The organism is Brevibacterium sp. CCUG 69071 (genome assembly GCF_021023135.1).
GTDB lineage: Bacteria > Actinomycetota > Actinomycetes > Actinomycetales > Brevibacteriaceae > Brevibacterium.
This window is the reverse complement of record NZ_PGFV01000003.1, coordinates 491,935-517,633: the sequence shown is the minus strand read 5'-3', so window position 1 is coordinate 517,633 and position 25,699 is coordinate 491,935. Positions and strand designations below refer to the sequence as shown.

Sequence of the window (25,699 nt, the reverse complement as noted above, 5' to 3'; positions counted from 1 at the left end):
CATCGATGTTTGAGTGTGAATCACCGACAATCTGGCCTTAGAGGAGATCCATGAGCGCCTCCGCGACAGCCCGCACTACCGAACCGGGCCCCGCAAGACTATCGACTCTCGACCGCTTCTTACCGGTCTGGATCATCGCGGCCATGGGCCTCGGCCTGCTTCTCGGTCGCCTCGTACCGGGCATCGGAGCCGCGTTGGACTCGGTGAAGGTCGCCGATGTGTCGTTGCCAATCGCGGTGGGGTTGCTGGTGATGATGTATCCGGTGCTGGCCAAGGTCCGCTACAACGAAACCGGCCGGGTCCTGGGCGATAAGAAGTTGATGATCACCTCGCTGATCATCAACTGGCTGGCTGCGCCAGCATTCATGTTCGCTCTCGCCTGGATCTTCCTCCCCGATCTGCCCGAATACCGGACCGGACTGATCATCGTCGGCCTCGCCCGCTGCATAGCCATGGTCCTCATCTGGAACGACCTCGCCTGCGGTGACCGCGAAGCCGCCGCCGTCCTCGTCGCGATCAACTCGGTCTTCCAAGTCCTCGCCTTCGGACTCCTCGGCTGGTTCTACCTGCAGTGGCTGCCAAACCTCCTCGGACTGCCGACGACCAGCAGCGAGTTCTCCTTCTGGGCCATCACTCTCAGCGTTCTCGTCTTCCTCGGCATCCCACTGCTGGCAGGTTTCCTCACACGCACCATCGGCGAGAAGACCAAAGGCCGGACCTGGTACGAAGACCAGTTCCTACCCAAGATCGGGCCATTCGCGCTCTGCGGACTGCTGTTTACGATTGTCCTGCTTTTCGCCTTCCAGGGAGATGAGATCACCTCGAACCCTTTGAACGTGGCGCGTATCGCTTTGCCGTTACTGGTCTATTTCTTTGTCGTCTTCGCCCTCGGAATGGTCGTAGGTCGTGGCCTTAAACTCGGGTACGAGAAGACGACCACGCTGGCGTTCACTGCTGCGGGTAACAACTTCGAACTCGCCATTGCCGTGGCCGTTGGGACATACGGTGTGGCTTCCGGGCAGGCGTTGGCTGGTGTCGTCGGTCCACTCATCGAGGTCCCCATCCTCGTCGCACTTGTCTACGTCGCCCTGTGGGCGCGCCGCCGCTTCTTCCCCGAACACGCTAGAAGTCTGGAGCCGCAGAGATGACATCACCAACCCCAACACCTACTGTCCTCTTCGTCTGCGTCCACAACGCAGGCAGATCCCAAATGGCCGCGGGATACCTCCGCGAACTCGGAGTCGATCAGGTCGAGGTTCGCTCCGCTGGCAGCGAACCAGCGCACATGCTCAATCCTGTCGCCATCGAAGCCATGGCAGAAGTAGGCATCGACATCACCGACCAGCAGCCCACAATTCTCACACCGGACACAGTGAAAACCTCGGACGTGGTCATCACCATGGGATGTGGAGATGCCTGCCCGATCTTCCCAGGTAAGCGCTATGAAGACTGGGACCTCGATGACCCAGCCGGACAGGGAATCGAAGCAGTCCGCACCATCCGCGATGACATTCGCAACCGAATCACTACTCTCCTCACAACCCTGTCACTGCCCACCATTACTTCTACGGATGACCATCATGCATGAGAACACACCAGTCACAGACCTGCCCGTCGCCGTCATCGGTGCCGGACCCATCGGCCTGGCCGCCGCCGCTCACCTGAGCACACGCGGGATCGAACCGATAGTCTTCGAGGCCGGGTCAGCTCCGGCAGCCGCCGTTCGCGACTGGGGACACATCGGGCTCTTCTCCCCATGGAAATACAACATCGACGACGCCGCACGCACACTGCTGAAGTCAACAGATTGGCAAGAACCAGATGGTGACTACCTGCCTACCGGAGCAGAACTCGTCACCGACTACCTGGCACCTCTGGCTGAGACCCCTCAGTTGCGCGAGACGATCCATACTCAAGCCCGGGTCATCGCGGTCAGTCGAGTCGGCATGGACCGCACACGCACCCCTGGCCGCGAGAATGGGGCCTTCCTCGTCCGCGTACAAAAGGCCGACGGTCAGATCGAGGATCATCACGTGCGGGCCGTCATCGATGCCTCCGGCACGTGGGAGTCGCCGAACCCTCTCGGACAAGCCGGTCTTCCTGCCATCGGGGAGACAGCTACTAGAGAGGCAGGTCGTGTTACATCGCCGTTGCCGGATGTGCTCGGGCGCGACCGTGACCAGTTTGCTGGGCAGCACGCCCTCGTCGTCGGTTCCGGCCATTCGGCTGCCAACACACTGCTGGCACTGGGAGAGCTGAGCGAGACTGCACCGGGTACCCGCATCACCTGGGCTATTCGCGGCGCTGATCCCTCCACTGTCTACGGCGGCGGTGACCAGGATGGTCTACCGGCTCGCGGGGCCTTGGGTGCCCGCCTGCGCCATCTCGTGGAAACCGGCCGAATCGAGGTCCACACCTCGGTGACCATCACTAAGCTGAACTCCACCGACGGACTCGCCGTCACCGGGACCACACCTGATGGACCGGTCTCCTTCGACGTTGATCGAATAGTCCCGACGACAGGGTTCCGTCCCGATCTCGATTTCTTGAGAGAGATCCGCCTCGATCTCGATCCTGTTGTTGAAGCACCCACCAAGCTGGGCCCGCTCATCGATCCGGAGTATCACAGCTGCGGGACCGTCGCACCCCACGGAGCCAAGCTCTTGGCTCACCCGGAGAAGGACTTCTTCATCGCGGGCATGAAGTCCTATGGACGGGCTCCCACGTTCCTCATGTTCACCGGGTACAAACAAGTCCGGTCTATCGTCGCCGCACTCGCCGGCGATCAGACAGCAGCCGACAGGGTGGAACTCGTCCTACCCGAGACCGGCGTCTGCTCTGCCGATATCGGATCCTCCTGCGACGCACCTGCAACGACCGTTGAGGACGATGCAGGCTGTTGCGTACCAACAGAGCCGGTGACCATCGGCATCCCCACGGGACTGGCCCATGGTCGCTCCGCCGTTCGGGAGGCGGAATGACGACCCCACTGCGTGTGCTGTTCGTCTGTGTGAAGAACGGCGGCAAATCACTGATGGCCGCCGGCCTCATGGGCAGCATCGCCGGCGACACGGTCGACGTGCGTTCGGGAGGAACCAAGTCCGGCAGTGCTCTCATTGACTTGTCGGTGCAGGCGCTGGCCGAGCTGGGCATCGACATCAGTCAGGGCAGGCCGAAACCGGTGACTGAGGCTGATCTGAAAGCCGCCGATATCGTCATCGCCCTTGGCCGTGAAGCAACTGTGAACGTTCCCAAAGGCACGCAAATCGAGAACTGGGATACCGCCGAACCGTCTGAGCGGGGAATCGAGGGCATTGAGCGCATGCGCCTCGTTCGCGAAGACATCAAAAAGCGAGTCGAGAACCTTCACACACAACTAGCGCCATGAGCGACATCCATATTCGCGGGACTATCAGTTCGGACTGGCCCGCGGTCAAGGACATCTACACCATCGGCATCGAGACCGGCCACGCCACATTCGAAACAGCGCCCCCGACCACCCGAGAAGAATCTTCCGGGAAGAGGCGCCTTGATATGTGCCTAGTGGCCATCGATCCAGTTGTTCGCATCCAGGGGTGGGTCGGCAGTGTGAGCTTAATACCGGCGGGATCAGCCATCGCTGCCCAGGTGAATATACTCGTCGTCAGGGTCTTCCAGTCGACGTCGAAACCGAGGATGCGGGCGACCCTGCGGCGGATCTCGCGGCCGTCTGAGCGCATATCGAGATCGTTGATCCACTCGTCAACGGCGGACAGCCATGCTGCCTGTGAGGTCGCCAGCGTGGCCTGCATGTGCAGGAGTGCGCACCCGCGATGAAGCGCGGAGGTCCCTTGGGTGCGGGCGGGCTGACGGACTCCAATCGAGGAGTTCTTAGGCCAATCGGGCCGGCTCTGCGGGGCTGTTGCGCCTTGATGTTAGTCTCACCGTATGACTGCCACCCAGGAACGCCTGACCTCATTGGCTCACGGTGGAGGCTGCGCTTGCAAGATCCCGCCGGGCGAGCTCGAGGACGCGGTCAGGGGCCTGACCGGACAGAGTGCGCCAGAGGTCCTCGTCGGCCTCGATGACGGCGATGACGCTTCGGCGGTCCTCGTTCGCAACGATCTTGCGGTGCTCTCGACCGCAGACTTCTTCACCCCAGTCGTCGACGATGCCTACGACTGGGGCCGCATCGCCGCCGCCAACGCTCTCTCCGACATCTACGCGATGGGCGGGGCGCCGGTCACGGCGATCAACCTCGTCGGCTGGCCCCGGGAGAAGTTGCCGATGGAGCTGCTCACCGAGGTGCTGCGCGGCGGGCTCGACGTCGCCGGACAGGCGAACTGCCCAGTCGCCGGCGGGCACTCGATCGACGACCCCGAACCCAAGTACGGCATGGCCGTCACCGGCATCGCCCACCCCGGTGAGCTCATGCGCAACGACGCCGCCGAGGCGGGCCTGCCGTTGACCCTGACCAAACCCATCGGCGTGGGGATCCTCAACAACCGCCATAAGCAGACCGGCGAGTACTTCGACGAGGCCGTGGCGACAATGGCCGAGCTCAACGCCGAGGCATCGCGGGCCGCCGTGGCTGCGGGCATCAAGGCGGCGACCGATGTCACCGGCTTCGGATTGCTCGGTCACCTGTTCAAGATGGCTCGAGCCTCGGGGGTCGGGGCGGTCATCGACGCGGCCGCGGTGCCCCGCCTCAACGGAGTCGACGAGTCGATCGCCGATGGGTACGTCTCCGGCGGTACCCGGCGCAACCTCGATTGGGTGCGCCCTCACCTGAGCGCGGACGACTCGGTGGCCCAGGACGATCTGTTGTTGCTGGCAGACGCCCAGACCTCGGGCGGACTGCTCGTTGTCGGCGAGCTTCCGGGTTATCCGGTCATCGGCGAGATCGTCGCCGGCTCGGGCGTCCACGTGCGGTAGTTCGATTTCAGAGATCCGTGACCGGCAGCGCAAGGCGCGCGGTTCATCCTATTCGTGATTCGATTCCCGCGAAGATGATGTCGAGGCCGCGCTTGTAGAGCAGCTCGTTCCGCTCTCGGCCCGACGGATGCTGTCTGAGCAGTTCGGACATCGGCGATCCCGCATCCTTTGGCGCGAAGATCGTCGTCGGCGAGAGTGCGTCAAGTGCAGCTCCGAACGCGAATGCATCCAGCACTTCCAAAGTGGTGAGAACTTCACTGTCGGGCAATCCCGACTTCTGCAGACACTCGACGAGAGATTCGTAGAGTCGCATTGTGTCCGATTCGTGAATGGTGACCCCGAGCAGATGGATCATCACCCGCGGGTGGTCCGAATACAACCGCCAAAGAGCATTCACCCCCTCCCGCAGCGAATCTCTCCATGCCTCTCCGATAGAGGGGTTGAATTCGTATTGCCTGCTGAGGACTTCGCGCATCGCCTGGATGATGCCTTCGCGACCATCCACGTGGTGATAGAGCGAGGACAGACTGACTCCGAGCTTTTTGGCCAAGGGTTGAATCTTGAGCTCGTGCCCTGCATCGACCATCTCAATCGCGGCAGACGCGATCTTCTCCGGGCTGAGAAGCGGTGATACCGGTCGAGCCATGAAGCAGTCTCTCTCTCAGACGACGATGTGATCTGGTTGACATTCTCTCTCACTGCATGCACTATTCTAGTTAACCGAAAACTTTTCGTTTAATAGTCGTTCTTCCCCGGGCAGAGAGGCCCCCATGAGTTCTGCACCTGCGCGCCAGCTGTCACCCGTCGACGACCCACGCGTCCCGCTGCGTATGGGCAACGGCAGTGCCGTTTTCCTCGTTTCGCTGGCTGGCCTGATGATGGCCAATCTTGCGCCGCTGATCATGTCGGTCTTCGAGCAGGTCGGGTTCGATGTCGTCGCTTCGGGAAACATCCTCACGTGGGGACTCTTCGCATCGGCTGTGATCGGACTGGCGACATCACGCGCTGCAGCAGGATCACATCGTCGATCTTTGGCCGCGGTCGGACTCATCGTTGCGGTCGTCGGCTTCGGAGCGGCCGCGATTGTCACACACTCCGGCTGGGTCGTAGCGACCTTCATTCTCGGCGCCATCGGTGTCGGTACTGCGATTTCGACTTCGGGAGCCGCTATCGCAGCACTGCGCAACCCCAATCGGGTGAGTGCGACGAGCGGAGTGGTCAATCGTCTGTTGGTCATGGTGGTGCTTGCCGTCATCCCGATGCTCGGTCTTGCGCAGGCGAATGTGTTCGGGGCACTTGCGCTGTTGTCTCTAATAGCTCTCGCCGTCACGATCTGGCTACCCAACACTCCGGAGCTCGCGATCGTTGACGTTGCGGACGAGTCTCCGACGGTACCGACGAATGCACCGCGACGTGTGCTCTTCGCCGGGATTGGAGTGCTCATCGTGTTCCCTCTCTGGGGCACCAGCGAAGACGCAGTGTGGACACTTGCTCCCACCCTCGGCAACGCTGCCGGCCTGAGCGAACAAGGTCTCGGGTTCGCTCTCAGCGCGGCAGCGGGGGTCGGGGCCGGCGCCATGGTGATCGTGACACTGAGCGGTCGCCGGATCGGACGGGCAGTGCCGCTGGCAATCGCCCTCCTCCTCGGCGGGGCGACGAAGATCTGGATCGGTCTGACCGGTGATCCTCAGACGCTGGCTGTGCTCATCGTCGTCGTCAACACCATCTACGCCTTCGCGTTCGTCCTCTTCATCGCCACCGCGGCCGGACTCGACGCGCGGGGCAGATGGTCCGGTCCTCTCATCGGCGCCTACATCGTCGGTTCGAGCTTTGCTCCGATCATCGGCGCGTGGGTCATCGACGGTGCGGGAATTCCGGCCTTTGGAGTGAGCATGGGCATCGTCAGCTTCATTCTCATCATTCCCACGGTACTCATCGCACGGGTCTCCACCGGAGTGGAGGAAACGCTCACCCACCTCGGCGAAGTCGAACCCACGCGCTGATCGATTCGCCGCCGCCCCTCACCCACGCAAAGGACGCCATGACCACAATACTGTCGAATGCCACAGTCTTCACCGGCCACGAGCACGCGCCGATCAACGATGCGGTGGCCTTCGATTCGGGTCGCATCATCGCTGTCGGCGACCGTGCGACCGTGCTCGACATAGCCGAAACGACCACCGCGCCGGAGCACACGGTGGAGGAGATCAACCTCGACGGAGCCCTCGTCACCCCTGGCTTCGTCGAAGCGCACACTCACCTGCTGATGTTGGGCCAGACCATCGACAAGGTTCAGCTGCGCGACTGCACCAATCTGGACGAGATTCGTGATCGCCTGAGGAGCAGGCGCGAGGAACAGCCGGAAGCCGACTACATTCTCGGTTCGGGTTGGATGTTCGAAGCCGTCCCCGGCGGCAGACCGACAGCAGCGATGATCGACGAGGCGATCGCCGATCTGCCGGTACTCCTCGATTCCAACGACGTCCATTCGTCGTGGGTGAACACGGCCGCATTGACTGCGATGGGCATCGACGCACAGACGCCCGACCCTCCTGGCGGCAAGATCGTTCGAGACAACAACGGCGAGGCCACCGGCTTCCTCCTCGAGAACGCTGCGGTCGAGTACGCGTGGTCGTATCTCGAGACCATCACGACCGATGACGACCGGGATCGATTTCTTGACAACGCCTTCGATGTCTACCTGCGGAACGGAGTCACCGCAGCAACCGATATGGCAGTGGGCGAGGCAGAAGCGGCCACGTTCGTTCGACGGCTCAACCGTGACAGTCGCCTGCCGTTTCCTGTCGTCGGCTATTGGCTGCTTCGCCCCACCGGCGATCCGCAGAGAGACCTCGAGTCAGTCGCCCGAGCGGCGCAGATACGCGATCAGATCGCCGCCATTCCTGGATCCGAATGGTTTCGCATCGTCGGCGTCAAGTTCATACTCGATGGTGTGATCGACGCCTGCACGGCGGCCATGCGGGAGCCATACTCTGATGGATCGCACGCCGATCCGATATGGTCGTTCGGTTCAGCTGCGCCCGTTGCAATTGCGGCGGATGCTCATGGTCTGGACCTCGCCATGCATGCGATCGGTGACCATGCCAGCGAGATCGCACTCGATCTCGTCGCCGCATGCATACGAGCCAACGGACCGAAAGTTCGCGCACCACGCATCGAACACCTCGAGTCGGTGACCGATGAGACTATCGGTCGGATGGCGGCACTCGGAGTTGTCGCCTCGATGCAGCCTGTGCACTGCGATCCGGCGATCATGGCCAACTGGATGACGATGCTCGGCGGTGAACGTGCGGAGTCCGGCTTTCCCTGGCACAAGTTCCGCGAGGCCGGCGTGCACATGGCCCTGGGGACCGATGCCCCGACCGCGCCTCATTTGGCCTCCCACAACCTGTTCATCGCCCTGACCACCCGATCAGCACTCAAGCCGGGGACCAAGGTCTATCATCTCGAACGAGCCTTCACGCCTGCCCGAGCCTTGAGTTCACTCACGCTCGCTGCTGCTCGTGCAGGAGGGTTCGACGATGGCATCGGCGAGATCATACCCGGCGGGAGAGCAAACTTGATGGTGCTGGACGCCGATCCGTTCTCGGACGACAGAGACGCTCTGCTCGAAGCACACGTCAAGGCCGTGGCCATCGACGATTCGTTCCGATGGCTGGATGCGTCATCACACGACAAGTCATGAGCGTGTGAGGAGATCTCGGAAACCACGGTGAACGACTACACTCCGGTGGTGATCGAGTCGTCGGTGATGCCGGCCGCGCGCCTGGCCTCGCGGCGAGCGCGCTGCGGTTCGACGACGTGCCGGGGATCCTTCGTCGAGTCGATGCCGGCCTCGAGCATCCCGAACCGGGTATACGCCGAGGCGGCTGCCAGTGCCGCACCGGAGACGACCGACACGGCTCGCAGCACAGCTCGGGTCTTCCAACTGCGCCGGCCGGATCCGAGTCCCGAACCAGCACCGAGTCCCGAGCCGGACCCTGCACCACCGTCCAGCTTCTTCGCGAATACCCTGGCCCCCACCTCGACGGCGGCGGCACCGACGGCACCGGCGATGAGCAGCGTCTCGGCCCGGTGCAGCTTGTGCCCCGGTTCGCCCTCCTCCATCGGATCCACCTCGGCGGGGTGCATTCGCTTCTTCATCCGATCCATCGCAACGACATCACCGGCGGCCCCCATGAGCGCGAGCAGGCGGGCCGGCCCGGTCTCCCGCACGGGCGCCAGGGCCATGGCGGCACCGCCTGCGGCCAGGGACGCCGAGGACACGAACACATACGGCAGACCGTTGCGTCCGGCGGCGTTCCAGGTCGGCACCGCCGTATCGCCGAGCAGCACAGCGGTGTAGGCGGCCAGAGGTGTCGCGAACAGCGCGGATTCGAGGGCCGCGGGAGTCTCCATCGCATGCAGAAGGCGGCGCAGCGGCCCCAAGGGCAGCAGCTTCTCCCCGGTCACCCGGTCGAGTTCGATCGCGAAGGTCACCCCCGCTCCGACGCCGAAGCCGGAGAGGATCCAGGTGCCCAGACTCATCGGCGAGGACACCTTGACCACGCGCATCATATTGATGAACCGCTCGGGTCGTCCGAGGTCGGCGACGAGCGCTGCTCCGCCGACTCCGGTCGCCGTGATCGCCGTCATCCGGCTGGCGATCCGCAGCCCCGGACGGTCGGTGAATTGAGCGCCGAGTCCCAGCAGGGTCGACCCGCCGGCCAGTCCGCCGAGGAACAGGTAGAGCGCGATCTCGTGACCCCACGGCGGAGCCTTGACGATGGGCCTGCCGTAGTAGGACGTGAACTCGACGTCCTCGACCATCGGCATCTCACGATTGCCGTCGGAACCGCGGTTCTTCCAGCCCTGACCGCGTCTACCGCCGCCTGAGCCGCCCTGACCGCCGGGTCCACCCTGACCGTCGCGACCGTCACCGGGCCCGCGACCGCCTCGGCGACGTTTCCGGCGACCGCCTTCTGGCTCAGGTGGGCGGTAGGAATCGAATTCGGATGTGCTCAACGCCGGCTCCCGAGGAACGCCAGTCCCGCGGCCGCGACCATGCCCAGTGCGGCGACACCTGCGGACGCGAACATGCCGGGCAGGTCCTTCGTCGCCACCCGCGGATCCGGCGGCAGACCGTAGACCTCGGGCTCGTCGAGGAGGAGGAAGACCGATCCGGTCCCGCCGACCCCGTCGTTGGGGTTCGCTCCGTAGAGGCGGGCCTCGGTCAGGCCTTTGGCGTGGAGGTCGGCGACGCGCGCATGAGCCTGGGAGACCATGTCATCCCGGTCGCCGAACTTGATCGACTGGGTCGGGCAGGTCTGCGCGCAGGCCGGTTCCTGACCCTCGACGAGGCGGTCGTAGCAGAGCGTGCACTTGTTCGCCGTGTTCTTGTTCGGCACATCCATGTCCGCGGCCTTGCGATCGTCACGATCGGTCGGCGTGTTGATGGTGCCGTCGTCGCGGCGTTCGATGACGCCGAAGGGGCAGCCGGCCACGCAGGTGCCGCAGCCGTTGCAGACGTCGTTCTGCACCACGACCGTGTCGAACTCGGTGCGGAACAGGGCGCCCGTGGGGCACACATCGAGGCAGCCCGCGTGCGTGCAGTGTTTGCACACGTCCGAGGACATCAGCCAGCGGAAGTCCGCGGTGTCCGGCGGGGTGGTGTCGAGCGCGGCGATGTTCTCCGGGTCGCTGGGCTCCAGGGCGCCGGGGGCCAGCAGGTCGATGCCCAGCGGCGGCGTCGAGGGCAGGCCGTTCGCGTCGCCGGCAGTCCCCGAGGATCCGGACGCGGCCGCCCCGAGGGCGCCGTCGAGCGGTTGGGCACCGGCCGACTCATCGGTCCGGGGGCGGATGCTCGGCATGCCGAGGTTGACGAGCTTGCGCCCGGACTCCCGGGCCTTCTCGATCCGCTCCGAATCCTGTTCGATGAAGGCGACGTGGCGCCAGGTGTTCGCGCCGAGGCTGCCCGTATTGTCGTAGGAGGAGCCAAGGAGTTCGAAGGTCCCGTCCTGGGGGTTGCGGTTCCATTCCTTGCACGCGACCTCGCAGGCCTTGCAGCCGATGCAGATCGAGGTATCGGTGAAGAATCCCTTGCGATGGTGCGTCGTGTCATGCCAGTGACCATCGGCGATGGCGCCCCCGTCACGTGTCGGTGCCGACATCAGTCCTCCTCACCTTCGCTGCTGTTCCCATTGTCCACCCGAGGGCCGTCGTCCTCGCCGAGGCGGCCCGTCTCGGCCGCGTCCGCGTCCTCACCGATGTAGCCCCGGTCCGGATCTCCGTCGGTGGGGTCCCCGTCGACGGCGCGGTTGGCATCGGCTGTCTCGCTCGGCTCATCGCGCGCCTCGGCGGGTTTCCGATTCGCCTCGGCGGGGCGCAGGTCGACGCGTCCCGACCGATCATCGGCGCTCGCGGTTCCGCCGGAACCATCTGCCGAACCGTCGGTGGAACCGGTCCCACCGGAACCGTCGGTGGTGCTCTCAGCTTCCTCGCCCGCCTCGGCGCCGAGGGTCTTGCCGGGGCTGACACCCACGGCCGAATCCCCACCTCGGTGCGGGTGGCCGCCCTGGTGCGCCGGGGAGTCGGCGGCCGCGGAGCGTTCCACGTTCTCGTCGCTGGCGGTGATGAGCTGGTTGCCCGACTCCGGGCTCAGCCCGGCCTCTCGCTGGTACTTCTCGACGAAGTCGACGAGCTCGGGACCGCGCGGACGCCTGCCGGGCATGATCGTGCCGGCCACGTACTTGCTGTTCTGGATGAACACGTTCGGATCCATCGTCACGCCGAGGAGGTCGTTGGCCGAATCCCCCTCGACCACGGCTGCGGTTCCCCCGACGCCCCAGTGGTAGGGCAGACCGATCTGGTGGACGGTCTTGCCGCCGATGGTCAGCGGATTCATCCGGCGGGTGACGAGCACGCGGGCCTCGATCGCGGCCCGCGGAGAGACCAAGGTGGCCCATCCGTAGGGCTCGAGTCCCACCTCGGCGGCGAGCTCCGGGGAGATCTCGCAGAACATCTCCGGCTGCAGTTCGGACAGATACGGCAGCCACCGGGACATGCCGCCGGCGGTGTGGTGTTCGGTCAGTCGATAGGTCGTGAACACATAGGGGTAGACCTCGGAGCCGGGGAAGCCGGCGCCGGGTGCCGAGAGATTGTCCTCACGGCGCATGACCCTGCGGGTGGGGCTGTTCTGCTGATCGTAGAGCGGGTTGGCCACGGTCGATTCCTGCGGCTCATAGTGCGTGGGCAGCGGCCCGTCGACCATGCCGCTGGGCGCGAAGAGCCAGCCCTTGCCGTCGGCCTGCATGATGAACGGATCGTCTCCGTCGAGGTTCGCGGTCCCGCCGTAGGCCTTGTCCGAGCGCGCTTGGGGCGCCCGGTCTACGGGGAAGTCGGGCACGTCCTTGCCGGTCCACTTCCCGGCCTCGGCATCCCACCAGACGAACTTCTTCCTCTCCGACCAGGGTGTCCCGTCCGGGGCCGCCGAGGCGCGGTTGTAGAGGATGCGACGGTTCGCTGGCCAGGCCCACGCCCATTCGGCGGCGGTCTCGTCCTGTTCGGAGCGCGGTTTGCGGCGGGCGGCCATATTCTCCCCGCCGGCGTAGATGCCGGCGTAGATCCAGCAGCCTCCGGCCGTGGTGCCGTCATCGGTCATCTGGTTGAAGTTATCCAGCGGCTGCCCGTCCTTCTCACCGCCGACGTAATAGCCGTTGATCTCGGCGAGCACGGATTCGGGTTCGACCTCACCCTCCTCGTCGACCGGGTAGTCCCAGGTCAGGTCCAGCAGCGGACGATCACGGGGGTCCTCAGAGTGCTTGAGCTTCTCGCGCACCCGCTGGCCGAGTTCGAAGAAGAAGTCGAGTTCGCTCTGCGCATCACCGGGCGGGTTGACGGCCTTGTGCCGCCACTGCACGAGGCGCTGCGTCTGCGTGAAGGTGCCGGCCTTCTCCGTGTGGTTGGCGGCGGGCATGAAGAACATCTCGGTCTCGATGTCCTCGGTCTTGAGCTCGCCGGTGGCGATCTCCGGCCCGTTCTTCCACCAGGTGGCGGATTCGATGAGGCTGAAGTCGCGGACGACCATCCACTTAAGGTGGCTCATCGCCATCCGCTGCATGCGGCCGTTCGCCGATCCCACGGCCGGGTTCTGCCCGAGCAGGAAATATCCGTCCACGCCGTCATTGAGCATCCGCACCTGCGTCTGATACGTGCCGTGGGCGCCGTTGATGCGCGGCACGTAGTGATAAGCGAAGTCGTTCTCCGGCGTCGCAGCGTCACCCCACCAGGCCTTGAGCAGGTTGACCGCGTAGCTGCGCCCATTGGACCAGAAGCCCTTGTGGGTCTCAGGGGTGCCGACGGAGGCGACGTAGTCGTCGAAGCGGTCGTGGGCTCCGGCGCTGGGCATCGGCAGGTAGCCGGGCAGCAGGTTGAACAGGGTCGGAATGTCGGTCGAGCCCTGGATCGTGGCGTGCCCGCGCAGCGCCATGATGCCGCCTCCGGGGCGTCCCATGTTGCCCAGCAGGAGCTGGAGGATCGAGGCGGTGCGGATGAATTGCGCGCCGAGGCTGTGCTGCGTCCACCCGACCGCATAGGCGAAGCAGGTGGTGCGTTCGCGACCCGAGTTCTGGGTGATCGACTCGACGAGGTAGTCGAAGTCGGCGGGTTTGATGCCGCAGTTGTCGGCGACCATTTCCGGCGTGTAGCGGGCGTAGTGGCGCTTGAGGATCTGGAACACGGTCCGGGGGTCCTCGAGACTCGGGTCGGTGACCGGGGCGCCCGCCTCGTCGGTCTGGTAGGACCAGGTCGAGTTGTCGTAGGAGTTCGTCTCCGGATCGTATCCGGAGAACAGTCCGCCCAGGTCCTCGGTGTCCTGGTAGTTGTCACTGATGAGGTTCGTCGCGTTCGTGTAGGCGCGGACGTACTCGTCGAAGTAGGTGCCATCATGCAGGACCCGGTTGATGAGCGCACCGAGCAGCACGATGTCGGAGCCCGCCCGAATCGGGACGTGCTTATCGGCGATCGCGGTGGTGCGCGTGAAACGAGGATCGACGTGGATGATGCGGGCACCTCGGGCCTTGGCCTCGCTCACCCATTGGAAGCCCACTGGGTGGCACTCGGCCATGTTGGATCCCTGGATGATGATGCAGTCCGCATTCGCCATATCCTGGACGGGTTGTGTGGCGCCGCCTCGCCCGAACGAGGTTCCCAAACTGGGAACCGTGGCGGAGTGTCAAATACGCGCCTGGTTCTCGATCTGAATCGCGCCCGCCGCCGTGTAGAGCTTCTTCGCGAGGTAGTTCTCCTCGTTGTCGATCGTCGCCCCGCCGAGGCTGGCGATCCCCATCGTGCGACGCAGCGGGTGACCTTTGTCGTCGAAGTCCTCCCAATGATTGCGGCGGGCTTCGATGAAGCGGTCAGCGATCATGTCGATCGCGGTATTCAGATCGAGCTTCTGCCAGTCCTTGGCTTTCGGAGCTCGATAGAGAACATCGGTGACGCGGCCTTTCGAGTTGACGAGCTGTTCACTCGCCGCCCCCTTGGGGCAGAGTCGTCCGCGCGAGATCGGGGAGTCCGGGTCGCCTTCGATCTGGACGACCTTGTCGTCCTTGACGAAGACCTTCTGTCCGCAGCCGACGGCGCAGTACGGACAGACGGATTGGACGACCTTGTCGGCCGTGGAGGTGCGCGCAGTGGTGTCCCGGGTCTTTTGGGACGTGACCGATTCGCCGCGGCCCGAAGTGTCGGACGTGCGGAACTGCCGGAGTACCGGCCACTCGAGGAAGCTGAACCGAGCCATGGCACCAGGATAGCCCTTTTCGAGCCGGTCCGGACAGCAAGGACAGCCTCAGATCGAGTGGTGTCTCCTCAGGTGAGGATCGGTGCCCTCACTCCCCGAGGCGGTACTCGCCGAGGCGGTCCCTGCGTGTCCCTGCGTGAGCGGTCAGATGCGGTGGGCGAGCAGGATGCTGTCCTCGAGTTCCGCAGGTTCCCCGTCCGGTGAGGTGACCTCACGGGTGCGCAGCTCGCCGAGCTCGATCTCCCAGCGATGCGGGCTGGCCCCGATGAGCAGCGCATAGTCGCCGTTCGGGGTGACCGGCTCGTGGTGGTGGTCGAGACCGTGGGCGAGCTGTTCGTTGTGCGCGGCAGCCCAGGGCGGCATGGCCGCATGGGAGACGAGCAGCAGTCGACCGCCGGGAGCCACATGCGCGGCGGCCTTGGTCAGCAGCTCCTCCCGAGTATCGGGCAACCGGGTGTGGAGGAAACATCCGACGACGAGGTCGAAGCCGCCTCGGCGAGAGTCATCGACTGCCGGCTCCCAAGTGGAGACGTCGGCGACGGCGAAGTGTGCGGCGATCCCGCGCTCCTCGGCCGCCTTCCGGCCGCGGTCGATGGCGGTGGTCGAGAGGTCGATGCCGGTGGCGTACCAGCCATGTTCGGCCATCCAGACGACGTCGGCGCCCTCACCGCAGCCGACGTCGAGGACTCGGCCCGGTTCGAGGCCGGTCACCGTGTCGACGAGGGCCGCGTTCGGATTGCCGGACCAGATGGAGTCCTCGGTTCCGGCATAGCGCTCCTCCCAGGCGGCGACGGAGTCGGGGACTCCGGTATCGGCCGCCTGCTGCTCTGCGCTCACCTCTCGGTTCCGGGTTCCTCGGAGGCAGGGATCCCGTCGGGGACGGTGTTGGCCGAGGCCGCCTCGGCGTCGACTCCTTCGTCCTGCTTGGCCAGTTCGGCACGGACCTCGTCCATGTCGAGGCCTTTCACGGCGGTGATGACCTGCTCGAGCTGGGGAGCGGCCAGGGCTCCGGGCTGAGCGAAGACGACGATGCCCTCGCGGAATGCGACGAGCGTGGGAATGGAGGAGATGGCGAAGAGACCGGCGAGCTGCTGCTGCGCCTCTGTGTCGATCTTGCCGAAGACGATGTCGGGATTGGCTTCGGAAGCCTGTTCGAAGACCGGAGCGAACTGCTTGCAGGGACCGCACCAATCGGCCCAGAAATCGAGGAGGATGATCGAGTTGTCGTTGATGGTCGACTCGAAGTTGTCTTGCGTGATTTCGATCGTAGACATGCGCCCCAGTCTAGGAGCCGATGATGAATGCTCTCTGGACGGGGGCGACTTCGCCGTCACAATCAGGTTCGTTCGGATTCGCTCGGGCCGCCTCAGGCCCGATCAGGCCGCACCGATTTCACCTGGGCTCATTCGGGCGCTGGCAGCCGGGTCGATCCGGCGGCGATGTGCGTGCCGAGCACGGCGGTGATGGCTCCGGCGAGGACGAGGGAGGCGAGGACGACGAGTTGGAATTCGGCGGCCTCCAGAGGTGAGGCACCGCCGAACAGCGCGCCCACGAAGGCGCCGGGAAGCGTGACGAGTCCGGTGTTCTTCGTCTGGTCGAGATTGGGCAGCAGGGCCTCCCGGATCGAGTCCTGTCGCAGCCGTTGCACGGACTGCCGAGGTCGGGCGCCCAGGGACAGCCAGGCTTCGACCTCCCCGGCACCGGTGCGCAGGTTCGCTGCGAACCGGCGCATCGACAGGGTCGAGACTGTCATGCAGGTGCCGGTGACGATGCCGGCGACCGCGATGACTCGCTCGAATTCGCGGTCGACGAGTCCCATGGCCAAGACGATTCCCAGCGTGACGAGGGCGCCGATGCCCAGCAGCAGGGGTGCAAGCTCGGCGATCGTCACGGTGTCAGTCTAGAGCGGGCCCGCGTCGGTCCGGAGCTGGCCCACGTGAGTATGGAGCGGGCCCGCGCTCACCCAGATCTGGCCGACGATCCTTTCAGCCGAGCAGATCGGCGATCGGGCGATCCTCGTTCAGGGCCGTGAACACGGCGTCCGCCGCGGCGGATTTGACCACGCGGTTCGCATTCTCCGGAGCCGGGGCCCACGGCATGATTCCGAAGGTGATGTCCTCCTTCGGCACCGAGGACACGGTCGCGGCCAGCGAGGCCAAGGAGCCGACCGAATCGAGATCGTCGTCGACGCGCAGAGCCGAGGTCACAGCATCGAGGAACCCGTAGAGCCGGTCGGGTCGCGAGAGCACCTGGGAGCTCTTCGCCCGGTCGATGATCGACTCCATCACCATCTGCTGATTGCCCATCCGGGAGATGTCGCTGCCGTCGCCGACGGCGTGCCGGGTTCTCGCCAAAGCCAGGGCATCGGTGCCGTCGAGCGTCTGCTCACCCGCCGGCAGATCGAGCTTCGCCTTCGTGTCGTGGAGCGGTTCGTCGAGGTCGACGGTGATGCCGTCGAGGGCGTCGACGATGGTGGCGAAGCCGTCGAAATTGACCTCGATGAAGTGGTCGACGCGCACGCCGGTGAGCGCCTCGGCCGCCGAGACGGAGCAGGCGGGGCCTGCATTGAGAGCCGAGTTGATCATTCCGTGCACCGCCGCCGAGGCGCCCGATCCGGTGTCCGCGCAGGCCGGGATGTCCAGCGTGGTGTCCCGGGGAATCTGGACAGCATCGATGCGGGAGGAGTCGGCGGAGACGTGGGCGAGGATCATCGCGTCGCTGCGGGCACCTTCGGCACTGCCGTAGCCGTTGGTGTCGAGTTCGCGGGTGTCCGAGCCGAGGATGAGCACGTTCGTCTCATCGGTGAGCTTCTCGGGAACCGAGTTGTCGTCGCCGGCCCGCAGCTGCGAGGAGGAGATGTTGCTCGACAGGTTGTGGACGACGGCGACGATGGTGACCGGAACCGCGATGACGAGGACCGCGAGGATGCCGACGACGGCGCGGCGGCGACGGTACTTGCGGGCGAGGCGTCGCCTGCGCCTGGGGCCGGGTTCAGGGCGCGGACCGGCCTCGAAGTGCGAGTCGCGGTGTGGTCCTGGGTCGTGGCGTGAGCCGGGGTCGGCGAACTCCAAATCTCTTCTCTCCAATGCCGGCAGCAGATTGCATACAATCCTAAACATGATTTCTTCGAACTCGGTGGCATTAGGGCCCCGAAGTCTCTGTTAGGCTGGACACTGTTCGGCCACGAGATCGTGTCGAACGTGTGACACCGGCAGCGTAGGTAGATTCGCTTGGTGTCGTGCTGTTGCCGATTCGGCGCGTGTCTACCGTCCGCGCCTCTCATACTCTCTTTTGACCTTTCAATCCCCCTCGCTTGACGACTCTCATCCAGCACTTGCCAGTGCTATCGACACCGACCGATTCCCGAATCCGCCTGAGACAGCTGTCCGCCGAGTCAGCTTCTGTCGGCAACCAGGACACGACAGATCAGCGACAGATCAGATCAGCGCAAATGACGGAACAACGGTGACACCCACAGATTTCCGCCGGACCTGAGCAGAATGCTCGGACCATCCGACGGGGAAGCCGGATCCTCAACCGGATCCGACCACCAAGACCGCCCCGGCGGTCACCAGTTAAAAAATAAGGATACAAAGATTATGGCTACAGGTACCGTGAAATGGTTCAACTCGGAAAAGGGTTTCGGATTCATCCAGCCTGACGATGGTTCTGCTGATGTGTTCACGCACTTCTCCGCAATTGACGCCACCGGCTACCGCGAGCTCACCGAGGGTCAGAACGTCGAGTTCGACTCGGAGATGGGTTCCAAGGGCCTCCAGGCCACCAGCGTTCGCCCCCTCTGAGACTCAGGTGAGTCTCGTTCCTGAGACTTTTTGAGAATCACCGGCGGCTCCCCGCCTCCGACGCGGTCACGATCGAACTTTCGATCATGACCGATGATCGGGCCGGGGAGTCGTCGTTTTCTCGTTTCACCGCCGTCGACCGTTGACACGGCAAGGCGGCTTTCGTAATGTCAAAGGCATGCAGAGACGAGTGATGAGGTTGAGCGCGACGACGCGGTGGATCCTCGCCCTGCTGCTCCTCGCCGTCGCCTGCTTCGTCCTGGCCCCCTTGCCGCCGTTCCACGACTTCGCGACCCTGCTCTGGGGCCTCGCTCTCGCGTCCCTCGTCGCGGCCCTGATCGTTGCCGTCCGCCGAGATCGCCGCAACAAGTAGGGTCACCGGCCCGACCGGTCACCCGCCCGGCTGATCGTCCGCGAGCAGGTCCGCGGCCAGCTTCCACGGAAAAGCGATGCACCGGCGTCGCAGCGGCACGACCTCCATCTCCGCCAGTCCCTTCAGATCCTCCGCCGAGGTTGCCTGGCCACCGGCAGCGCGGGTGTTGAGCAGCGCCGACGCCTCCTCGCTCACGGCCCTGCCCCGCAGGCGCGCATCGGCGAGTTCCGCGAGCAGCGCCGCGGCATCGTGCCGCGACCACCCATCGATCACCTCGGCGAGGATGTCCCCGGCAGCGGTCGAGAGGGCACAGCCGGCGGTCGCCCCTCGCAGGAACACGCGACCGCCCTCACGGTCGACAGCCTCACGTGAGTCGCCACCGACGTCCCTGCCCACATCGCCACTCCTACCGCTATCGTCGACACCTCCGCCATCGCCGTCTTCGTCTCCAGGGTTGCCGGCCGAGGCGGAACCCTCGTCGACGAGGTGCAGCGCCAGCTCGACCCGGTCACCGCAGGTGAGATTCGTCCTCGTCTCGCCTCCGACCTCCCGCGCACCGTGCGGAATCGCTCCGGCGAGGGCCCATGGATTCCGAGCGCGGTCCTCGACGACGGCGAGCAGGTCATCGCGGTTCATGCTCTCCTCCGACTCCGCGTTCGAACTTCACAATGCACACTCGAACTTCACTATGCGGAAAGAACCTGTTGCCTGGCGAAAATGTGTGATTTAGAATACACGTATTGCCTATGGCGAGTTCAAGGTCGAACTTGGGCTATCTACCGGGCGCTACAGGAAGGACAGGTAGCCCCGTGTTGGATCGCCTCACAGATTATTCGTCATGCCTCGACGCCCCCGATCGGTGGGCCATCGCCACCGTCATCGCCGTCTCCGGCTCCGTACCCCGCCCCATCGGCACCTCCATGGCCGTCCGCGATGACGCCCTGACCATCGGTTCGATCTCCGGCGGCTGCGTCGAATCCGCGATCGTCGACGCCGCTCTCACCTGCATCGACGTGGCCGAGCCGGAGGTCTGCGACTTCGGTTTCGGCGACGACTCGGGATTGTCCGTCGGCCTCATGTGCGGCGGTGACATCCGCGTCCTCGTCGAACCGCTCATCCACGTTGCCTCCGCTCTCGGCTCGCTCCTCGATGCGGGGTCGCAAGCCGTCGATTCGGGCACCCTCATCCGCGAGCTGCCTGCCGAAGCGGCGGACTCGACGATCGGCGAGCGCTCCCGGCTGACCCCTCTCGCCTTGGCCGAAGGCACCTGTCTGCCCGCCGACACTAGACCGTTCGGCGAGGGCTCAGTCGGTGAGTCGGATCGTCCGACCGAACTCGGACTGCCGAATGACTTCCGCGCCGAGGTGGGACGCGCCGCCTCTGTCGTCGAAGGGCTCATCCGCCGCGGCGGTTGCGGGATCGCCGAGGTGCGCGATGAGTCGAGCCCCGAGTGCCCGATCGTGCGCCGGCTCTTCGTCGAATCCCGCCGTCCCCAGGCGCGGATCCTCATCTACGGCGCCAACGACTTCTCCACCGCCATCGCCCAAGCAGCGGCCCTTCTCGATCTGCGGGTCACAGTCTGCGATGCGCGACCGATCTTCGCGACCCGGGACCGCCACCCCGGGGCCGATGAGGTCATCGTCGACCTGCCCGGGGAACACTTCGCCCGCGAATGCGCCGCCGGGCGCGTCGACTCCCGGACCGCCGTCATCATGCTCACCCACGATCCGCGATTCGATCTGCCCGTCCTCGACCAGGCACTGCGGATGGACCTCGCCTACGTCGGTGCGATGGGCTCGAGGACCACTCACGAGAGGCGAGCGCAGGAGCTGCTCCACGGCGGACTGCCCTGGGAGGACTTCGCCGCCCTGCACTCGCCCATCGGCCTCGACATCGGGGCGAGAACCCCGCAGGAGGTCGCCGTCGCCGTGCTCGCCGAACTCATCGCCTGCACCCACGGCCGGACGGACCGGACAGGGATCGCGCAGCTGCGTGACACCTCGGGGCCCGTGCACGGCGAGCGCCCTCGCCCCTCACACGCACGCACCTCCCGATCGACCGGTTCCGAGGCTGCCGCGGGGCCCACCTCGACCACGGCACCCACGACCGCTTCCGCGGCGACCTCCGCTCACCGACAGGGGGTGCACTCATGGACATGACCTGTGTCGACGAAGTGCTCAGCTGCGCGGATCCCGATTCCTGGCGCCCCGGTGACAGCTGGCTGGCCGGGGGCACCGTGCTCTTCTCCTACGGCACCGACATCACACGAGGCGCGCCGACGAGACTGCTCGACATCACCGAAGCAGGGTGGGAGCCTACCCGGTGGAACACCTGCGACAGCCGTGTCGGGAAGGTCGACGGCCGCGTCGGGGAACTCGAGATCGCCGCGACCTGCCGGATCGCCGAGATCTACGGTTTCGCCTCAGCGGGGAATCTCCCACAGCCGAGTTCCGCAGTTCCGAATTCAGAACTGCCCGGTCTCGATCTCTTCGCTCCGTGCTGCGACTCCTTCGTCGCCTCGTGGAAGATCTGGAACGCCTCGACCATAGGCGGCAACGTCGCCACAGCCCTGCCGGCCGGGCCGATGATCTCCCTGCTCGCAGGCCTCGATGCCACCGCTCTGCTGCTGGGCCCGAGCGGCTCACGTCGGAGCCTGCCCGTCGCCGATCTCGTGCTCGGCGAAGCGCGAACGGCGCTGTGCGAGGGTGAGCTCATCCGCAGCTTCCACCTCGACATCGCGACCCTGAGACAGCCCTGCGCCTTCCGGCGGATCTCGCTGACCGAACGCGGCCGCTCGGCGGCGCTGCTCATCGGCCGACTCCTCGACGACGGCCGAATCCGCCTGACGCTCACGGCCTCGACGAAACGCCCCCACATCGTCGAGCTCGGGGACGACGCCAACCATCCGGCCACCTCGGCGGGGCTCCACGCGGCAATCGACGCCGCGGTCGAGGGGAACTGGCACGACGACATCCACGGCAGCCCGCGGTGGCGGGAGGCGATGACGCATCGCCTCGGCGAGGAGATCCTCGGTGAACTACTCGCCTGGCAGACGATTCCGAACCGCACCGGAGACATCTCAATGACGAGGAGGCCAGCGTGAGAAACGAGGACACGAACTCCGAAGCCGCCGACAGCGGAACTGCCGAGAACAGCCGAACCGTCGAGAGCCGCCGAACCGCCACCGTCGACGGTCGCCCGGTTCCGGTCGACCCCGAACCCGGCCAATGCCTGCGCACCTGGCTGCGCGAAAAGGGATCCCGCGGAGTGAAGAAGGGCTGCGACGGCGGTGACTGCGGAGCGTGCACCGTGATCGTCGATGACGAAGCCGTCCACAGCTGCATCTACCCGGCCCACCGCGCCGCGGGCAAAACGGTGACCACGATCGAGGGACTCGGCACTCCCGAGCACATGCACCCGGTGCAGGAGAACTTCCTCGACGCCGGCGGATTCCAGTGCGGATTCTGCACCGCGGGGATGATCTGCACGGTCGCCTCGATGACGGAGGAGGACAAGAAGGACCTCCCCCGCTCGCTCAAGGGCAATGTCTGCCGCTGCACCGGCTACCGCTCGATCGAGGATGCGATCGCCGGGCACCGAAACATCGATCCCGGCAACCGCGGCGTCGGGTCGAGCACCGGGGCCCTGGCCGGTCCCGGCGTGGTCACCGGCACGGTCCGCTACACCATGGACATGGACCCGGACGAGCTGCCCGCCCCGCTTCTGCATGCCGCTCTCGTCCACTCCACCCGCGCCCACGCCCGCATCCGCGGCATTGACACGAGTCGGGCTCTGGCCGAACCCGGTGTCGTCACCGTGCTCACCCATGAGGATGCCCCGAGCAAGCGCTTCTCCACCGCCCAGCACGAGCTCGTCGGCGATGACCCGAAGGACACCCGGGTCTTCGACGATGTGGTCCGCTACTACGGGCAGCGAGTCGCGGTCGTCGTCGCCGAATCGCAGCGGGCCGCCGAACGCGGGGTCCGCCTCGTCGAGGTCGACTACGAGGACCTGCCGGCCGTCTTCGACGTCGAGACCGCCGATTCCCCGTGCGCCCCGGTCATCCACCCCGAGGCGGTCGATGTAGGGCAGGACGGTGCCGGGGAGGACGGCACCGGACAGGACGGCACCGGGCAGGACGGAGAGGACCCGGGCATCGCGCATCCGCAGGACAACGTCCTCGCCGAGGTGCATCATCACCGCGGCGATGTCGAGGCCGCCCTGGCCGAGTCCGCGGCCACCCATGAGGCGACCTACCGCACCCAGCGGCTCTCGCACATGGCTCTCGAGACCCACGGGTGCATCAGCTGGATCGACGAGGACGGCCGCTATGTCATCCGCAGCAGCACTCAGATCCCCTTCCTGGTCAGGAGGACATTGAGCAGTCTGTACGACCTGGATCCGGATCGGGTGCGGGTCTACTGCGAGAGGGTCGGCGGCGGGTTCGGCGGGAAGCAGGAGGTCCTCTGCGAGGACGTGGCCCTGCTGGCGACCATGGCCACCGGATCCCCGGTCAAACTCGAACTCACACGTAAGGAGATCTTCACCGCCACCACCGTCCGCCATCCCTTCCGCATGCGCATCCGCGTCGGAGCCGACCGGGACGGGAAGCTCACGGCCCTGGCCGTGGATGTCCGGTCGAACACAGGGGCCTACGGCAATCACGGGCCCGGAGTGCTCTTCCACGGGGTGGGCGAATCGATCGCGGTCTACAACGCCCCGAACAAACGGGTCGACGCCATGGTCCTCTACACGAACACCCTGCCCTCGGGGGCGTTCCGCGGCTACGGGCTGAGCCAGATGATCTTCGCCGTCGAATCGGCCATCAGCACCGTGGGACGCAAGCTCGGCATCGACGAGTTGGAGATGCGCAGGATCAACATCGTCGGTCCGAACGACCCGATGCTCGGCCCCCACGACGAACCCGAGGAAGATCTCCTCATCGGCAGCTACGGTCTCGACCAGTGCATCGATCTCGTCAATCACGCCATGGAGCGGGGTGCGCAGCGGTGGGAGGAGCACATCGCCGCCGGGCACGGTGAGGAGCTGAGCGAGGAATGGCGCATCGGCACGGGGCACGGCATCGCCATGATCGCGACCGCACCCCCGCGCGGGCACATCGCCCACGCCGATATCGAGCTCGCCGAGAACAGCATTTTCGAGCTGCGGGTCGGTACGGCGGAGTTCGGGAACGGGACCTCCACCGTCCACGCCCAGTTGGCCGCGACTATGCTCAAGACCACGACCGATCGAATCAGGCTCAAGCAGTCCGATTCCGATGTCGTCACCCACGACACCGGGGCCTTCGGATCGACGGGCACGACGATCGCCGGCCGCGCCAACGAGGCGGCCGTGAAGGATCTCATCACCGTCCTCCAGAAGCTCGCCGCCCCGCGACTCGGTGTCAGTGCCGAGGAGGTCGTCATCGCCGGGGATCAGGCCGTCGTTGCCGGCTCGGCCGAGCTGTGCGGCGAGTTCGCCGCGATCGTCGGGCCCATCCGATGTGAGCGCTCGATCCCGCTGGAGACCCTGCGCGCCGAGCACATCGCCCGCACCGGTCAGCCGCCGACGGGGCACGGATACTGGGGCGGGACTCCACGGTCGGTGGCGTTCAACGTGCACGGCTTCCGGGTCGCCGTGAACATGTCCACCGGTGAGCTGCGGATCCTGCAGTCGGTCCACGCCGCCGACGCCGGGGTGGTGATGAACCCGAATCAGTGCCGCGGACAGATCGAAGGCGGGGTGGCCCAGGCGATCGGCGCGGCCATGTACGAGCAGGTCGTCATCGATGAAAGCAACGGGAAACCCGTCACCGACATCCTCCGCCAGTACAAGGCCCCGAACTTCGCGGACCTGCCCCACACCGAGGTGTACTTCGCCGAGACCTCCGATGAGCTCGGTCCGCAGGGGGCGAAGTCGATGAGCGAATCCCCGTTCAATCCCGTCGCCCCCGCCCTGGCGAATGCGGTGCGCGATGCGACCGGCGTCGATTTCACCTCCACGCCTCTGACCAGGGACACGATCTGGGCAGGGCTCGTCGAAGCGGGGGTGGACTCGGCCGAACCGGATGACGGCAAGACGATCGCCACATGACGTCGATCGCGCTCATCCTCGCCGCGGGCAGCGGTCGACGGCTCGGCCTCGGGCCGAAGGCGGTGCTGCCGTGGGACGATTCGGTGCTCGTCGTCCGTGCCGTCCGGGCCGCCGTCGCCGCGGGGCTGCATCCCGTCGTCACCGCCGGACCGGGATTCGCTGAGATCGAACGCCACCTCGCCGAGGCGGTGCCACCCGAATCGGACGACCCGGCCGAACCATCGGCTTCCCCGCCACCGCCGGGGTCACCCTGCCCGCCCGCCCCGACGCTCGAGCTCGTCCCCGTGCCCGATGCCGCGACGGGGATGTCGGCGTCCTGGCGGGCCGGGATCTCAGCGATCGATGCCCTGGCCGGGACCACCTCGGCGACGGCCGTCGCGGTCATGCTCGTCGACCAACCCGGGGTCGGCGCCGAGGTGCTCCGGCGATTGGTCGCCGACTTCGATCCTGCTCGGGTGGCCCGGGCCGCCTGGGCCGGACGCCCGGGGCACCCCGTCGTGATGTCGTTGGGCAACGCGCAGGCCGCCACTGCTGAAGCCACCGGCGACGAGGCGGCTCGGTCGTGGATACGGGCGAACCGGCATCTCGTCGATCAGGTCGAATGCGGGGATCTCGGGGACGGATCCGACATCGACACGATCGCGGACCTCAGGTCCTGGAGTCACTGTCCCAACGTCACTGTCCCAAGGTCACGGCGCCGAGGTCACTGACCCGCAA

Annotated in this window: 22 protein-coding genes and 1 pseudogene; 13 read left to right on the top strand and 10 right to left on the bottom strand. The window is 65.7% G+C overall.

The window, feature by feature from the left end:
* Nucleotides 1-50 precede the first annotated feature (50 nt).
* The 4 genes from arsB to CV023_RS11535 are packed head-to-tail and all read left to right on the top strand — an operon-like array spanning nucleotide 51 to nucleotide 3,388.
* The gene (gene arsB, locus CV023_RS11550; protein WP_230745819.1) at nucleotides 51-1,148 is read left to right on the top strand and encodes an ACR3 family arsenite efflux transporter; all 1,098 of its coding nucleotides are present in this window, start codon (nucleotides 51-53) and stop codon (nucleotides 1,146-1,148) included.
* Nucleotides 1,145-1,588, top strand: a complete 444-nt coding sequence (locus CV023_RS11545) for an arsenate reductase ArsC (protein ID WP_230745818.1) — start codon at nucleotides 1,145-1,147, stop codon at nucleotides 1,586-1,588. The genes arsB and CV023_RS11545 overlap by 4 nt, the downstream gene beginning before the upstream one ends.
* Entirely contained in the window at nucleotides 1,581-2,981 is a 1,401-nt protein-coding gene (locus CV023_RS11540; protein ID WP_230745817.1) for an FAD-dependent oxidoreductase, read from the top strand. Before CV023_RS11545 ends, CV023_RS11540 begins: the two co-directional genes overlap by 8 nt.
* Nucleotides 2,978-3,388 carry an arsenate-mycothiol transferase ArsC gene (locus CV023_RS11535; protein WP_230745816.1) on the top strand — a complete coding sequence of 137 codons (411 nt, stop codon included), beginning with the start codon at nucleotides 2,978-2,980 and terminating at the stop codon, nucleotides 3,386-3,388. Before CV023_RS11540 ends, CV023_RS11535 begins: the two co-directional genes overlap by 4 nt.
* A 55-nt stretch (nucleotides 3,389-3,443) precedes the next feature.
* On the opposite strand, the gene CV023_RS11530 is transcribed toward CV023_RS11535, so the two are convergent.
* A complete protein-coding gene (locus CV023_RS11530) occupies nucleotides 3,444-3,791 on the bottom strand; it encodes a hypothetical protein (protein ID WP_230745814.1) in 348 nt (115 codons plus the stop codon).
* A 136-nt stretch (nucleotides 3,792-3,927) separates the two neighbouring features.
* On the opposite strand from CV023_RS11530, the gene selD reads away from it, so the two are divergent.
* The gene (gene selD, locus CV023_RS11525) at nucleotides 3,928-4,914 is read left to right on the top strand and encodes a selenide, water dikinase SelD (protein WP_230745812.1); all 987 of its coding nucleotides are present in this window, start codon (nucleotides 3,928-3,930) and stop codon (nucleotides 4,912-4,914) included.
* Between the two features lie 43 nt (nucleotides 4,915-4,957).
* Here selD and CV023_RS11520 read toward each other — a convergent pair whose 3' ends face one another.
* Nucleotides 4,958-5,560, bottom strand: a complete 603-nt coding sequence (locus CV023_RS11520) for a TetR/AcrR family transcriptional regulator (protein WP_230745810.1) — start codon at nucleotides 5,558-5,560, stop codon at nucleotides 4,958-4,960.
* 124 nt (nucleotides 5,561-5,684) lie between these two features.
* Between CV023_RS11520 and CV023_RS11515 the strand changes: the two genes are divergently transcribed.
* Nucleotides 5,685-6,917 carry an MFS transporter gene (locus CV023_RS11515; RefSeq protein ID WP_230745808.1) on the top strand — a complete coding sequence of 411 codons (1,233 nt, stop codon included), beginning with the start codon at nucleotides 5,685-5,687 and terminating at the stop codon, nucleotides 6,915-6,917.
* 38 nt (nucleotides 6,918-6,955) lie between these two features.
* Nucleotides 6,956-8,620: an amidohydrolase gene (locus CV023_RS11510; protein ID WP_230745806.1), complete on the top strand. Its 1,665-nt coding sequence runs from the start codon at nucleotides 6,956-6,958 to the stop codon at nucleotides 8,618-8,620.
* Nucleotides 8,621-8,655: 35 nt separating this feature from the next.
* Here the strand turns inward: CV023_RS11510 and nrfD are convergent, their stop codons facing one another.
* From nrfD to CV023_RS11475, 7 genes and pseudogenes are all read right to left on the bottom strand, one after another.
* Complete coding sequence (nrfD, locus tag CV023_RS11505) at nucleotides 8,656-9,939, bottom strand: NrfD/PsrC family molybdoenzyme membrane anchor subunit (RefSeq protein WP_230745804.1); 1,284 nt, start codon at nucleotides 9,937-9,939, stop codon at nucleotides 8,656-8,658.
* A complete protein-coding gene (locus CV023_RS11500; RefSeq protein ID WP_230745802.1) occupies nucleotides 9,936-11,084 on the bottom strand; it encodes a 4Fe-4S dicluster domain-containing protein in 1,149 nt (382 codons plus the stop codon). The genes nrfD and CV023_RS11500 overlap by 4 nt, the downstream gene beginning before the upstream one ends.
* A 449-nt stretch (nucleotides 11,085-11,533) precedes the next feature.
* A pseudogene (fdnG, locus tag CV023_RS11495) lies at nucleotides 11,534-14,713 on the bottom strand (formate dehydrogenase-N subunit alpha); the annotation flags it as partial.
* 144 nt (nucleotides 14,714-14,857) lie between these two features.
* Nucleotides 14,858-15,550, bottom strand: a complete 693-nt coding sequence (locus CV023_RS11490) for a class I SAM-dependent methyltransferase (protein ID WP_230745801.1) — start codon at nucleotides 15,548-15,550, stop codon at nucleotides 14,858-14,860.
* Nucleotides 15,547-15,987, bottom strand: a complete 441-nt coding sequence (trxA, locus tag CV023_RS11485; RefSeq protein ID WP_230745800.1) for a thioredoxin — start codon at nucleotides 15,985-15,987, stop codon at nucleotides 15,547-15,549. The genes CV023_RS11490 and trxA overlap by 4 nt, the downstream gene beginning before the upstream one ends.
* 128 nt (nucleotides 15,988-16,115) lie before the next feature.
* On the bottom strand, nucleotides 16,116-16,604 hold the full coding sequence (locus tag CV023_RS11480; RefSeq protein WP_230745799.1) for an ABC transporter permease: 489 nt from the start codon (nucleotides 16,602-16,604) through the stop codon (nucleotides 16,116-16,118).
* Nucleotides 16,605-16,698: 94 nt separating this feature from the next.
* A complete protein-coding gene (locus CV023_RS11475; protein ID WP_230745798.1) occupies nucleotides 16,699-17,799 on the bottom strand; it encodes an LCP family protein in 1,101 nt (366 codons plus the stop codon).
* 513 nt (nucleotides 17,800-18,312) lie between these two features.
* On the opposite strand from CV023_RS11475, the gene CV023_RS11470 reads away from it, so the two are divergent.
* Both CV023_RS11470 and CV023_RS11465 read left to right on the top strand, forming a co-directional pair.
* Nucleotides 18,313-18,516 (top strand): cold-shock protein, encoded by a 204-nt coding sequence (locus CV023_RS11470; RefSeq protein WP_230745797.1) that lies wholly within the window; start codon nucleotides 18,313-18,315, stop codon nucleotides 18,514-18,516.
* A 178-nt stretch (nucleotides 18,517-18,694) separates the two neighbouring features.
* Complete coding sequence (locus CV023_RS11465; RefSeq protein WP_230745796.1) at nucleotides 18,695-18,889, top strand: hypothetical protein; 195 nt, start codon at nucleotides 18,695-18,697, stop codon at nucleotides 18,887-18,889.
* An 18-nt stretch (nucleotides 18,890-18,907) separates the two neighbouring features.
* Here the strand turns inward: CV023_RS11465 and CV023_RS11460 are convergent, their stop codons facing one another.
* A complete protein-coding gene (locus tag CV023_RS11460) occupies nucleotides 18,908-19,525 on the bottom strand; it encodes a hypothetical protein (RefSeq protein ID WP_230745794.1) in 618 nt (205 codons plus the stop codon).
* A gap of 176 nt (nucleotides 19,526-19,701) precedes the next feature.
* Here CV023_RS11460 and CV023_RS11455 point away from each other — a divergent pair, with 176 nt between their 5' ends.
* From CV023_RS11455 to CV023_RS11440, 4 genes are read left to right on the top strand one after another with little or no spacing between them, the layout of a single operon-like run.
* Entirely contained in the window at nucleotides 19,702-21,048 is a 1,347-nt protein-coding gene (locus CV023_RS11455; protein WP_230745793.1) for an XdhC family protein, read from the top strand.
* On the top strand, nucleotides 21,039-21,992 hold the full coding sequence (locus CV023_RS11450; RefSeq protein WP_230745791.1) for an FAD binding domain-containing protein: 954 nt from the start codon (nucleotides 21,039-21,041) through the stop codon (nucleotides 21,990-21,992). The genes CV023_RS11455 and CV023_RS11450 overlap by 10 nt, the downstream gene beginning before the upstream one ends.
* A complete protein-coding gene (locus CV023_RS11445) occupies nucleotides 21,989-24,982 on the top strand; it encodes a molybdopterin-dependent oxidoreductase (RefSeq protein WP_284934588.1) in 2,994 nt (997 codons plus the stop codon). The genes CV023_RS11450 and CV023_RS11445 overlap by 4 nt, the downstream gene beginning before the upstream one ends.
* The gene (locus CV023_RS11440) at nucleotides 24,979-25,692 is read left to right on the top strand and encodes a nucleotidyltransferase family protein (protein ID WP_230745789.1); all 714 of its coding nucleotides are present in this window, start codon (nucleotides 24,979-24,981) and stop codon (nucleotides 25,690-25,692) included. Before CV023_RS11445 ends, CV023_RS11440 begins: the two co-directional genes overlap by 4 nt.
* Nucleotides 25,693-25,699 lie beyond the last annotated feature (7 nt).

Coding starts and splice junctions, on each gene's coding strand:
- arsB (WP_230745819.1), top strand. CDS start 51: ATGAGCGCCTCCGCGACAGCCCGCACTACCGAACCGGGCCCCGCAAGA.
- CV023_RS11545 (WP_230745818.1), top strand. CDS start 1,145: ATGACATCACCAACCCCAACACCTACTGTCCTCTTCGTCTGCGTCCAC.
- CV023_RS11540 (WP_230745817.1), top strand. CDS start 1,581: ATGCATGAGAACACACCAGTCACAGACCTGCCCGTCGCCGTCATCGGT.
- CV023_RS11535 (WP_230745816.1), top strand. CDS start 2,978: ATGACGACCCCACTGCGTGTGCTGTTCGTCTGTGTGAAGAACGGCGGC.
- CV023_RS11530 (WP_230745814.1), bottom strand. CDS start 3,791: ATGCAGGCCACGCTGGCGACCTCACAGGCAGCATGGCTGTCCGCCGTT.
- selD (WP_230745812.1), top strand. CDS start 3,928: ATGACTGCCACCCAGGAACGCCTGACCTCATTGGCTCACGGTGGAGGC.
- CV023_RS11520 (WP_230745810.1), bottom strand. CDS start 5,560: ATGGCTCGACCGGTATCACCGCTTCTCAGCCCGGAGAAGATCGCGTCT.
- CV023_RS11515 (WP_230745808.1), top strand. CDS start 5,685: ATGAGTTCTGCACCTGCGCGCCAGCTGTCACCCGTCGACGACCCACGC.
- CV023_RS11510 (WP_230745806.1), top strand. CDS start 6,956: ATGACCACAATACTGTCGAATGCCACAGTCTTCACCGGCCACGAGCAC.
- CV023_RS11500 (WP_230745802.1), bottom strand. CDS start 11,084: ATGTCGGCACCGACACGTGACGGGGGCGCCATCGCCGATGGTCACTGG.
- trxA (WP_230745800.1), bottom strand. CDS start 15,987: ATGTCTACGATCGAAATCACGCAAGACAACTTCGAGTCGACCATCAAC.
- CV023_RS11470 (WP_230745797.1), top strand. CDS start 18,313: ATGGCTACAGGTACCGTGAAATGGTTCAACTCGGAAAAGGGTTTCGGA.
- CV023_RS11465 (WP_230745796.1), top strand. CDS start 18,695: ATGCAGAGACGAGTGATGAGGTTGAGCGCGACGACGCGGTGGATCCTC.
- CV023_RS11460 (WP_230745794.1), bottom strand. CDS start 19,525: ATGAACCGCGATGACCTGCTCGCCGTCGTCGAGGACCGCGCTCGGAAT.
- CV023_RS11450 (WP_230745791.1), top strand. CDS start 21,039: ATGGACATGACCTGTGTCGACGAAGTGCTCAGCTGCGCGGATCCCGAT.
- CV023_RS11440 (WP_230745789.1), top strand. CDS start 24,979: ATGACGTCGATCGCGCTCATCCTCGCCGCGGGCAGCGGTCGACGGCTC.